9 protein-coding genes and 1 pseudogene are annotated in these 12,186 nt (G+C 41.5%); 6 read left to right on the top strand and 4 right to left on the bottom strand.

What is annotated here, in order from left to right:
- Window positions 1-36: 36 nt before the first annotated feature.
- Together M8E35_RS14025 and M8E35_RS14020 are read right to left on the bottom strand one after the other, a co-directional pair.
- Complete coding sequence (locus M8E35_RS14025; protein ID WP_252469796.1) at window positions 37-2,643, bottom strand: polynucleotide kinase-phosphatase; 2,607 nt, start codon at window positions 2,641-2,643, stop codon at window positions 37-39.
- A complete protein-coding gene (locus M8E35_RS14020; protein ID WP_252469795.1) occupies window positions 2,640-4,139 on the bottom strand; it encodes a 3' terminal RNA ribose 2'-O-methyltransferase Hen1 in 1,500 nt (499 codons plus the stop codon). Before M8E35_RS14020 ends, M8E35_RS14025 begins: the two co-directional genes overlap by 4 nt.
- 666 nt (window positions 4,140-4,805) lie before the next feature.
- On the opposite strand from M8E35_RS14020, the pseudogene M8E35_RS14015 reads away from it, so the two are divergent.
- A pseudogene (locus tag M8E35_RS14015) lies at window positions 4,806-5,655 on the top strand (MBL fold metallo-hydrolase).
- On the opposite strand, the gene M8E35_RS14010 reads toward M8E35_RS14015, so the two are convergent.
- Entirely contained in the window at window positions 5,648-6,490 is an 843-nt protein-coding gene (locus M8E35_RS14010) for an MBL fold metallo-hydrolase (RefSeq protein ID WP_252469794.1), read from the bottom strand. The pseudogene M8E35_RS14015 and the gene M8E35_RS14010 overlap by 8 nt on opposite strands.
- 299 nt (window positions 6,491-6,789) lie before the next feature.
- On the opposite strand from M8E35_RS14010, the gene M8E35_RS14005 reads away from it, so the two are divergent.
- From M8E35_RS14005 to M8E35_RS13990, 4 genes are all read left to right on the top strand, one after another.
- A complete protein-coding gene (locus tag M8E35_RS14005) occupies window positions 6,790-6,963 on the top strand; it encodes a hypothetical protein (RefSeq protein WP_200797911.1) in 174 nt (57 codons plus the stop codon).
- Window positions 6,964-7,148: 185 nt separating this feature from the next.
- Complete coding sequence (locus M8E35_RS14000; RefSeq protein ID WP_252469793.1) at window positions 7,149-7,364, top strand: hypothetical protein; 216 nt, start codon at window positions 7,149-7,151, stop codon at window positions 7,362-7,364.
- A gap of 123 nt (window positions 7,365-7,487) precedes the next feature.
- The gene (locus tag M8E35_RS13995; RefSeq protein ID WP_252469792.1) at window positions 7,488-9,557 is read left to right on the top strand and encodes a beta-propeller domain-containing protein; all 2,070 of its coding nucleotides are present in this window, start codon (window positions 7,488-7,490) and stop codon (window positions 9,555-9,557) included.
- 175 nt (window positions 9,558-9,732) lie between these two features.
- Window positions 9,733-11,352, top strand: a complete 1,620-nt coding sequence (locus M8E35_RS13990) for an N-acyl-D-amino-acid deacylase family protein (protein ID WP_252469791.1) — start codon at window positions 9,733-9,735, stop codon at window positions 11,350-11,352.
- Window positions 11,353-11,438: 86 nt separating this feature from the next.
- On the opposite strand, the gene M8E35_RS13985 is transcribed toward M8E35_RS13990, so the two are convergent.
- Window positions 11,439-11,630 carry a hypothetical protein gene (locus M8E35_RS13985; RefSeq protein WP_252469790.1) on the bottom strand — a complete coding sequence of 64 codons (192 nt, stop codon included), beginning with the start codon at window positions 11,628-11,630 and terminating at the stop codon, window positions 11,439-11,441.
- A 198-nt stretch (window positions 11,631-11,828) separates the two neighbouring features.
- On the opposite strand from M8E35_RS13985, the gene M8E35_RS13980 reads away from it, so the two are divergent.
- Entirely contained in the window at window positions 11,829-12,134 is a 306-nt protein-coding gene (locus M8E35_RS13980; RefSeq protein ID WP_252469789.1) for a hypothetical protein, read from the top strand.
- The last annotated feature ends 52 nt before the right edge of the window (window positions 12,135-12,186 follow it).

The raw sequence follows: 12,186 nt of genomic DNA, 5'->3' as shown, positions 1-12,186 counted from the left end.
TTGTAACTTTTTTATAACCCAAAAATCGCTAGCATTCTATAACCTGGGGTCAACTGGTTCAGCCTCCAAGGCCAATGTTGCTAAAACGCATTCATGTATTCGAGCTACCGACTCTGTTCTGACAAAACGCTTAACCCCTTCAATTCCCAAGGCAAATTCCATTAAGGCATGGCGTTGCTTGCGACTAACATTACGGTTTTTTAAACGGGTTAGATTCTCAGGTTGCAAGTAATCAATTCCATAAATAATATGGAGGTATTTTCTCCCTCTGACCTTAATCGCGGGTTGAATTATTCTACCTTTATTATTTCTGGCGATATAGGTCTCAGGCTTAACCACAAATCCTTCATGGCCATCTTCTGTAATTTCCTGCCACCAACGAATAGCTTCTTGCTCAGAGGCTTCATCCGTAACAACTTTAAACTCCGTTTCTATGAATAAATCAGACAGCTTAGCGAGTTCTCTGGTCTCTTCCATATGCCAAATATGAGATTGGTCAAAAAACGTTTGTTCACTGTGGGCGAGAATATGGAACGGCGCGATTTTTATTCCTTCAATCCCCTGAGTATCCCAACAGTACTTTGGAAACACTTCTCTAAAAACTTTTGCATTTCCCAATTTAAGCTTAAATTCTTCTATCCACGAACCTACATCCCAACCTTTTTCTTGAGCTTGCTCCAGTTTCTCCAAGATTTTTCTGCGATCCATTAACGCAACTTCAGATACATGAGCGTACTGAGCACTGATTAATTCTTTAGCCTTTAAATTCCAAGGCAGAGCTTCCGCATCGAGCAAAACAAAATCTGTTTTATGCTTAGCAAAGTACTTGGCGCTTGTTAAATCGGCGTTAAGTTGCCTCACAATCATTCTGGTCATGGCCTGATCAAAAAATGGTCTGCCAGTCCTTGTATAGATGGTTCCAAGAGTTGGACTTCCCACATAATTCACTGCAGATTCTTCATCCTTAAATAGGAGAAAGATTGCCCGACTTCCCATATGCTTCTTCTCTACGACCATCTTGGTTACGTTTTGATCTCGGTAATAATCAAAAGCTTCTTTAGGATGTTCCAGATAATCCTGAAGCGATGAAGGTTCTGGTGCCGGGCTCATGGTCGGGGGAATATAGACTAGTTCTTCTATAGGTACTGTATAGTGGGATACTTCTTCAATTGAAGATTTAACATATTCCTCCTTAACTCTTATTTCTCCATAGTCCTCAGTGTTAACGGAGTATCCGCTGAGAAAACTCTGGATATTCGGAGGACTAAAGCGTTCTTTTTTCCATTTATGCCAAAGACTCTCCGGGTCTTCTGCGTAATCCTTGTGTGCCTCTACCCACACAAATGCCTTTTTCGGATAGCGATAGGCGGTTAATCTGCCGCCAAAAACGACACCTTGATCAATATTAATCGTGTTATTAACAACCAGCGGTTGATGATTTGGATCATGCCCCCAAACAATTATCTCTCCTGATTGATGTTCAGCAAACCAGTCCTTGCGAATCGGCTTACCATCCTCATGCACCCCATCAGTATCTCCATAGCGGCAAAAATCACTAATTGTATTTGATTGCTTTCCGATATATGTATCCCTAATCCCAGCATGCGTGGCTACAATCCCCTCGACTCCGTTTTTGCTAAACACGAGATTGGAGGGCGCAGCGAGGAGGAAATTCTTGACCTGTTCTTTGAAACGATCTGTTGCCTCTTTTCCCTGATTATGTTCATAGTGTTCAAATTCCGCTGCAACCTTTTCGTCCCCATGAGTCAGTTCGACCTTACGACCCGAAAGCCAACGTGCAATCTTCCAGCCATGATTGCTATCCACCATGTAAGCAAGATCCTGCTCTACATGCTCCTGGAAAAATTTTATACACGCAATGCTCTTCGGTCCTCGTCCTAAAATATCTCCTACAGACACAAGTTTACGGCCTTCAGGATGAACATACAGACCCTCTTCATTTTGGTTATAACCGAGCTTATCCAGCAACTCTAAAAACTCATCATAACAACCGTGAATATCTCCAATAAAATCAAGACCCGCTCCTGCCTCTTTTACTAAAGGGTTTGAGAGGCGTATAAAAGTACTTTGTTCAAGTTGGCGCTCATTTAAAATATTTACGGTCGAGAAGCCCTCCGTTTTTAAAGAATGAAGGTTATTTTTAAAATTCCGCACCTGCTGGTTGATCCGATTTCGTCCTCTGGGCAACTCTCGCTGAGCATCCCTGTCCAAGAGTATCTTTTCTGGTAAATCTAAGACAATGGCCATAGCCGATACGTGGTTTTTAGAGGCTAAAATAATATAGTTTTTTCGATCTTCAGGCCAGAGATGAGTCGCATCAACCACTGTTAGTTTACCCAACGCGCAGCGAGTATTAATGAGCGCACTCATTGCTTCAAAGGCACTCTGAGAAATCTGTTGATACTTTGCATAGAGTACTTCCTGTTCATCCTTAGAGTGTTTTTTTAAATCTATATAATCCATGTCTGAAACCAAAACTCTGAACTGATCAGAGCTCACTATTTCCGACCGCAATAATACTTCTCGTTCTACGAGTTGATTTAGCAATGTTGTTTTCCCACTATTTGACGGTCCCACCAGCAAGACGATTCCTGCATGGGGAAGTGCAATCTGTTGACTCATTTTTCTAACCCCACCTGTCTAGAGAAAATAGCGATCTGAGTTGGATGACCCACTCCCTCGACTTCTAGTCCAATTCCGTCAATCTCAACCTGATAAGAGTATTGGCTTGCCCAACTGTTACTCCACTGTGCAAATTCAGCCCGGGTCCATTCAAATCGATGATCTTTATGGCGCACCTCTTCTTGCATTTCGTAAATTCGGTTATATTCAACATTAGGGGTCGTCATAATCAGAGTCTTAGGCTGATAACTTCCAAAAATCGTTTCCATGACCCTGGGTAACCGATGCTCATCTATATGTTCGATTACCTCACCTAGAATCATGACATCTTTATTCCGCATTCTCTCATCATAATAATAAAAGGAACCCCAGAGGGGGGTGGGGGAAACATAGCCGTCCTGGAGACTTGCTTGAGCAAAACGTTTAATGGCTCTGAGCAGTAACTTTTCCGTCGGCTCAACTGCTAGAATTTCTTGAACCTGGGGAATATTACCCAAACGCACGGATAATTTTCCTTCTCCCGCACCAAAATCAACAATTGTCTCTTTCGAGGGTAACCTTTCAATAATCTTTACTATAGCTTGGTAACGCTGTTCGTTCAGAGTTATTACAGGTTTTGCATCATTTATTTGGGGCTCCTCTGGTTTCCATGATTTGTCCAGATTATGTTCTTCTCTCAGCTGTGGTTCTTGTTCTTGTAATGATTCTACAGATTCCTTGGAACCCTTCGATAGGGCTTCATATATAGTGTCTGAGTTGAAATACTCAGAAGTTTTGCCCTTTAGTTCTGGAGGTACTTTATCAATAAGTTCTCTAAACCTCAACGAACGTTTGATAATCATTTGGTTGAGCGGATGTTCCACCAACCACCCTTCTCCATAGCGTTGAAGTTTCTCGATTTCCCGTTCATCCATAAAGTAATGCTTATAATTGTCTAGTGCCGGTATAAGTACATACAAATGCTTTAAAGCATTTTGAAGAGTGACTTCGCCCTGAAGGTTTAGAAATCTCGCAGAACTTTTATCTTTCAGCTTAAATTGATAATTCGTTTGTCCATATTCAATATTGACATCGTAAGCTAACGGCTCGAAAAGCCTTCTTACGACGGAATCCGGCATATCTGAAGCAAGCGGTCCAAAACATAAATTAAGTTTAAAAGCATGATTTACCCAAGGGAGATATTCCTCTAAAGTCCGGCCATTAAGGGCTGTCCCTAAAGCCGAACGGACATACGAACAAAATAGACTGCTTACAACAAATTCCCGGTCGTTAATATATTGCGTAATCTTGAACGCGTCCGGACTGTTTTTAACCAGTTCAACCGGATCAAGTGTAACAAACAAGATCACTTCCACTTCTGTTGCCGTGAAAACCGTATAGGTTAAACGAACACGATAACCTTTTTCAGTCCGATCATATAAATTCTGTGGGTTCTTTGCCAGGAGAAACGATAAGGCTTTGGCCCCTTCCCCTGAAGCCTTAATTGCTAACTGCATGTAAAAAAACTCCTTATCAACTTAGCCGACTTTGTCTAGTTATGCCCTAATAAGCGCAGAGGGGACAAAATTAATGTCATTCTCTCAACTGATCCTTAATGTCTAATCCCAATTTAATTTATCCAAGACAGATCATCGTCATCCCATGAGCCCCAAAAATAACGCGAGCGTCTTACTTAGTAGTGCAACACTACGAAGTTCCTTATTAGATTGAAGCTAGAGATTTTTCTAAGATAATTAACCAAAAGTTATTTGATGTAAGCAGAATATTTAGTTGAGCTGGGACAGACAATAAAAGTCACCACCTGAATTGTATTAAATACACTTTACTCTTTACCTCTAGTGAACTCGTTTAGCTAAAGCTGAACATCGAGCTTCGGTGACGTAAGTCTCCAGTACGATAGTCTCCGGTGGAGATTATCGCCGAAAGCGCACGGCCCGTAACGAATACAATTGCGCTGAGGATAAACTTACGCCGAAGGCGCAATATCCATAGACGAATACATTCGCGCCGCAGGATGGAGTCTACCTCCTTCGCCGCTAAATGTTTTTCTATTAGGAAGGCGGCTCGGCGAAACCCTCGAGGCTTTCGTCGCCGAAGTAGAATAAGGAACACCCACTTGAAGTGGGAGTCTCGGAATTGATTAAAAGCTGGGGGGATTAAAATTGGGAACTAAAATGGTTGAACTATTATCAAAATTGACAACCTCATCAAAGGAAGCAAGCCTTGATATTCTCGTCTTGCAATTTACGATTGTCAATGCTTTTATGGTCGGAAAACCTGACAAGGCAAGTGACTGGATTCTAGTTGACACGGGTCTTGAGAATTCTGCTGATTTTATTATTGAATCCGCTGAAAAACGCTTCGGGGAGAGTAGCCGTCCACAAGCTATTATTCTTACTCACGGCCATTTTGACCACATTGGATCGTTAATAAAGCTCTCCAATCACTGGGATATTCCAGTTTATGCTCACGAGTTGGAACTCCCCTACATTACCGGCAACAAAGATTATCCGATGGGCGATCCCAGCGTAGGCGGAGGCATGGTGGCAGAGATGTCTCCATCCTTTCCCTCACACCAGTATTGACATAGGTTATCGGGCCAACCCTCTCCCTTCTGACCAAAGCATTCCTGGGTTGCCTGGTTGGAAGTGGATTCTTACGCCCGGCCACACAGAAGGACACATTGCTCTGTTTCGAGACTCAGACCGAATTCTGATTCCCGGAGATGCCTTTACGACGGTAAAACAAGAATCGTTGTTGTCTGTGATTACTCAAAACGAGCAAATAAGTGGTCCTCCCGCTTACTTGACAACTGACTGGGAGGCAGCAGAAACATCTGTAAAACAACTAAGAGACTTAAAGCCATCATTAGTTATTCCGAGTCATGGTCAGCCAATGCAGGGCGAGGAGTTAAGACGACATTTGGATATGTTGTCCCATGATTTTAAGGAAATAGCGGTTCCCGATCAAGGACGTTTCGTTGATCGAACTGACCATCCTTCCTCTATTTAAAATCCAACGTACTGCCTGCCATGGCCCATTTGAAAGCACTAGGAAATTCTGCCGCCAGCTTACTTAATACGCCTAATCCTGTACAGTGATTAGGCGCTAAACACTCTAAATCAAGTCCTCGAAGATAGTCTATCGTCTTTAGCTGTTGATCGAGAGTAGCCCGGCCAAGATGAGTCCCTCCGATAATTGCTCTTACTTTGTTCTCATTAGTTACCCTCTTCGCATGTTCTACGATATTCACTAATCCAGAGTGAGCGCAACCGAGCAGTATGATTAACCCTCTGTCTGTTACATAAAAAAGACTTAGATCATCCCTAATTCTATCATGAACTACATTCTCTCCCTTTATCTCAATCAACTGATCCTCTATATGTTCGAACGGTGTTTCTCGCGGTATTTCCCCACTTAGCCAAAGTCCCGGCCTCAATTCAAACGGTTTACTGTGCCAGTGAAACTCGGCTCCTGCACTCTCTAGCAGTTTTAGACAGTGCGGTACACCAATATATCTATTTGCTTGCCCTTCCCCTCCCTTGCCAAAGTGTCCTGCAAACAAATCCGGATGAGCATAAACTGGGATTGCCCCTCTATATTGCAGGAGTTTAAAAAGTCCGCCCGTGTGATCATAATGTCCATGGCTTAGGATTATACGATTAATATGTCTCAGATCGTGTCCCAGAATCTGCGCGTTATTGATAAGATTGCCTTGCTCCCCGGCATCGAACAAAATCTCCTCATCCCCAAAATCCAGGAGCATAGACAACCCCCACTCGGCTAAGATCCCCACCGAAACTCCCACTGTGTTTTCTACCAAGATTGTTACTTGCAACTTTCTCACTTGCAGAAACCTCCATTTGTTAATTGAATTCTTTAAACTTACAAATTTTAAGTTCTATATAAATTCCGTATCTGAAACCCTTATCCTGCTTAAAATCATTGGAAACCCATTTTTAATTTTCAGTAACTCCAATGAGATTCCAATGTTACATACATTGAGGGGCTTACCGGAAGCCCCCAGCCTTCCGCTATGGCAGTTTTTTCTTTCCTCACGAAGTGTAAGCGGGGTAGTTCACTTGAGAGGTATTTCCTGCTATAATTAGGGTTGTCTTTAAAATTCATAAACGGAGGATTAGTTATATGAAATTTTTAACTCAATTAAAAGGCGAAGATACTTGGGAAGAAATATCCTTAGAAGAGTGCCTATTCAAAACAGAAAAAGCTGGTTTCTATACTCCTGGAACTGTACAAAAAATGTTGGAAGATGGTAAAGCCGTTGATACACCTTGGTCGATTTTTAAAAAGGCCGAGTAGTAATTGATAATTTACTTAAAAATGCCCGTCAAGACAGTATAATCCCCTTGCAGCAGACACAAAAAAAAGAGAACCACATATTGGTTCATTTTCTGTGTCTTATGTAAGGGGGTTTTTCTAGTCAGTTCTTTAAAAAATGGGAATTAGTAATTTCCTAGCCAATTTTCGATAAGGGAGGCCTATTTATGGAGATCTTTTTGATTATTTTTCTTGTGGTTTTAGCAGTAATCGGTCTAATACCTCTTCTTTCCTCTCCCAGTCATAGATCAAGCTCACATTCCAATTTTCATGTATCATCTGATGGACTTAACTATACTGAAAGTGATTATTCCGGAGGAGATTACGGCGGGTGTGATTCCGGAAGCAGTGATGGAGGTAGTTGTGGAGGCGGCGGGGACTAAAAATACATATTGAATAATTATTCTTCACTGATATACTCCCTCCTAGATATCGTCAGATTTATACTCCGGAATTCGTCTAATAAATTAAGGTAACTCAGATGGATTTTAAAAGGGGGATTTAAGATGAAAAGATTCTGGTACATACTTGGCCTGCTTTCAGTTTTTACAATTGCAATTACCATAAATAACATGAATAAAGCACCAAAGCAAAGTATAGCTATAGCCCAAGAACAAAGCCTGCCTGTAATTGGATCAGTTGAAAAGTTGCGCAGCATTTTGGAAACTGTGGAAATTTCGAGAGCCTATATGGGGGAAGGGGTAGTTACTGGAGCAATAGCAATGGATAATATCACTAATTCCGGTGCTGTAAAGTCTGCCGACCCAGCCCCCGCCGCTTCGAGTATTCCGCTTGGAGGAAATACAGATTTTTCTGCAACAAATATTCAAGTAACCGGAGTTGATGAAGCAGATATTGTCAAAAATGATGGCAAATATATCTATCAAGTTAATAACCAGGAGCTTATCATAACCCAAGCCGATCCCTCTGATCAAATGAAAATCGTGCAACGTATCAGTTTTAAGGAGAGTGAATTTTCCCCTCGAGAACTGTTTGTCGATGATCAACATCTAATATTAATCGGCAATGCAGGCTATCAAGAAGTACTTCCTGCTAATCCTGCCATAGACCAATCAACAGAAGAGCAATCAAAATCAATGATATATCCACCAATAGCTCATAAATCTACTGTTAAAGCGATTATTTATGACCTAGCCGATAAATCGAATCTAACGAAAATTCGCGAGGTAGAACTTGACGGAGATTACATCTCTTCTCGTAAGATCGGTTCAACTCTATACTTAATGGCTAACAAGTACTTAAACACATACCAAATAATGAACCAAGGGCTGGAACCATCCTTACCAAGTTATCGCGACACTCTAAGCAACGAGGAATTTGTTTCCATTGATTATCCAAATATCCATTACTTTCCAAACTTCATAGAACCTAATTATCTATTGATTGCAAGTCTTAATCTGGATCAAAAAGATCAAGAAATGAAAGTATCTTCGTATCTGGGCTCAGGTCAGAATATTTACGCTTCAACCTCCAATCTTTATGTTGCAGTGACTCAATATGAGAGGATTGAAGAACCTTCGCCCTTGCCACAGGCAGTACCCAATTCCTCTGTGGCTCCTGCGATTGGTCAAATACATCCAAGTTCATTTGACACTGCAACGGCTCTCTATCGGTTTAGTCTAGATCAGGACGGAGCTGAGTTCAAAGCTCAGGGGAGCGTGCCAGGAACCATTCTGAACCAGTTTTCAATGGACGAGTACAACGGTCACTTTAGAATTGCTACGACTAAAGGCCAGATCTGGCGCTCAGATGAAAATACTTCTAAAAATAATGTTTATATCTTAGATCAAACCCTCCAATTGCTTGGAAAGATCGAAGATATTGCCCCAGGAGAACGGATATATTCCGTACGTTTCATGGGAGACCGTGGTTACATGGTTACTTTTAAGAATGTAGATCCCTTTTTTGTGCTTGATCTCAAGGACCCTGTTGCTCCTAAAATATTAGGAGCTCTTAAAATACCGGGATACAGTGATTATCTCCACCCCTATGACGAGAACCATATCATCGGGTTTGGTAAAGAAACCGTTGAGCTAAGCCAAACAAACGACCAAGGCATTCTTCCCGGTACGCCCAGGGGTTCTAATGCTTACTATCTGGGAATGAAACTTGCCGTCTTTGATGTGACCGACGTTAGCAATCCTGTGGAGATGTTTAAAACGACCATTGGAGATCGCGGAACTGATTCTGAAGTGCTTCACAACCAGAAGGCGCTGCTTTTCAATAAAGATACTGGTCTTTTGTCGTTCCCGGTTACTTTGATGGAAGTTAAAAACCCTGTCACCAATCCTTCGGTTCCCCAATATGGCACATTTTCATTCCAAGGAGCCTATGTCTATCACTTTGATCTAAACAGTGGCTTTACCCTAAGAGGTAAAATATCACATCTTGAGCAAACGGACCTATTAAAAGCCGGTCAGCAGTATTACGGCTCTAAGTCGATTGAACGAATACTATATATTAAAAATACACTATACACCGTGTCTAAGGGAGTAATCAAAGCAAATGATCTAGCTTCACTGCAAGAGAAAAACCGCCTAATTCTTAATCCCTAAAGAAACTATACTTTCGCATCCATTCAAAATGATCCCATTCTAGACACCCACTTCTTATAAGTGGGTGTTCAATTTTTGGTTCGCCGGGGGTAGACATTAGTTCCCACTTGACGAATTGATTAAAGGAACTTAGCATAAGATTAACACTTAAATAATAGCGAAAGGGTCTGTTTAGATGTTTGATACAGTAATCAAAGGCGGTTTAGTTGTTGATGGAACCGGCGCCCCTCCTCGTCGAAGCGATATTGGTATTATTGATGCAAGGATTGTGAAGATAGAACCGGAACTGTCCCAAGAAGCCAATATGGTTATAGATGCAACTAACAAAATGGTAACTCCAGGGTTTATTGACGTCCATAGTCATTGCGACTTGCTCCCGTTCATGTCCGGTTCAGTCCGAGGAAGCAGGATTAGACAAGGCGTAACCACAGAAATTATTGGACAGTGCGGTTTGGGTTCAGCTCCACATCTCGAAAGGATGTCAGGTTGGCGCAGTTATCTGACTGCTATCTTGGGCCCAGGGCCATTAACTTGGAATTGGCTAGATTTTTCTATGTTTTTACGTGAACTGGATCGAGCAGAAAAACCTAACAACACAGCAGCTTTGATCGGTCATGGAGCAGTTCGAGCACAAGTTTTAGGTTTGAACAATGTCTCGCCTACAGAAAATGAAATCTCTGCTATGAGCAAAATTGTTGAGGATGCTATGTCTCATGGAGCTTTAGGGATATCCTATGGATTAGCATATTTACCAGGGATGTTTGCACCTAAACAAGAACTTATTGCCCTTAGTTCTGTCGTCGCAGCCTATCAAGGCATCATGATGATTCATATACGCAGCCACTCTCGCCAAGTTCGTGAAGGAATGGCAGAAGCTCTGACTGTAGCGAAGGAATCTGGAGTGAAGTTGCAGATTTCTCATATGCGCTCTTATGCAAATCGAGATTATGGTATAACTGCTGAAGAATTAATTACGATGATCGAAAATGCGAGAAGCGAAGGAGTTGATGTAACCTTTGATGAACACCCCTATACAGCTGGCAGTACACTCTTGTCTCAGATTCTCCCACCTTGGGCCAAAGAAGGCGGCAGTACTGAAATCGTACGCAGATTAAAGGACCCGCAACTTCGCGCTAAACTAAAAAACGACCTCAGCGATCAGGGACCGGATTATCCAGGTTGGGATAACTTTGTGGGCATGGTGGGATGGCCTAATATCATGATTAGCTCTGTCAGTAACCTCAAAAATAAATGGGCGGAAGGTCAAACCGCTCCTCAATTAGTTTCAAAAACCGGCTTGGAACATTCTAAGCTTGTCAGCGAAATCATTGATTCAATTGCTGATCTCTTAATTAGCGAGGACTGTCGTTGTTCAATGGTATTACAGAATCTTTTTGCTGAAGAAGATATTATCGCATTGCTCAAACACCCCCTATGTCAAATTGGCTCTGATGGTATTCCAACTGGTAAACCGCATCCCCGTTTATTCGGCACATACCCTAAGTTTTTGGGAGAATATGTTCGCGATAAGAATACAATGACTTGGGAAGAAGGAGTTATGAGAATTACAGGGGACCCAGCGCAAAGGTTAAACTTAAGAAACAGAGGCTTTATAAAAACTGGTTATATAGCAGATTTGGTTATTTTTGACCCCGAAATAATTAATGCTCCAGAAAACTATAATAAACCTTCCCTGGATCCCTTAGGGATTAACTATACATTAATCAACGGGCAAGTCGTACTCGCCAATGGTAAAGTTCTTAAAACAAATGCGGGTAAACTTATAAATATGTAAGAAGTGAGCTTCTTTGCCATCCGTTCACCCTTTAAAGATGTTTTATAGAGGTTTCCTGGCTGTCAAAATTTCGAAGAGCTATAAGATTAATAGTCATCTATTAAGAGCCGATAATGACATCTTGTCTCACAATTTGAACTTGATGAGCCGCAATCGTAACCCACGATTTCCCCCTCTTGAAGGACAGTACCTTCTATTACCCTGCGGTAAATCTTCAACTTTACAATTTTACTTACGATTGAACACGATTCTTCTCTTTCTTCAACGTTTAATTCCAAACACTCCGCCCTCCATCAAATACTTCCAGAGATTCTTCATTCCTGCGGTACCTATTTATAGAAGTTCCCATATAATACACAAGACTTTTATTGACCCGCTTAATGGTGACTTTCAACCAATCGTGAGGCTCTCTGTAAGTAGGAGTGTGGCCCAGCACTCTCTTTTGGTCAAATTTGTTTTAGGAAGGATGCAAAAACATGTACAAAGAGGAACTTCTAGAAACACTCAAGGAAGAACTAACAAATGAGAACGCAATAGAGAAAATTATCGTGTTCTACCAGAATGGTGAAAAACTTCAAATTGGATCCGCAGGAAAAGAAAATGAGGTTAGCGAAGTTGAATTACTTAAAGAAACTACTAGCAATGATCAAGGAACCAATACTTACACTAACTGCGATTCAGATAACAATAAATTCGAAGCATTAGAAAACGCTATCCCCAATGCTACTATTTCACAGATGATTTATCTTCCAACAGGTCGTAAGATTAATGTAATCAACTGAAATTTCGAAGCCTTCTCACTCTCTTAAACTGATTATGCATAGGGATACCCAC

This window comes from Desulfosporosinus nitroreducens, assembly GCF_023897015.1.
Classification (GTDB): Bacteria; Bacillota; Desulfitobacteriia; order Desulfitobacteriales; family Desulfitobacteriaceae; genus Desulfosporosinus; species Desulfosporosinus nitroreducens.
Note: the sequence above shows the minus strand (reverse complement) of the source record. Positions and strands in the feature narration are given on the sequence as shown.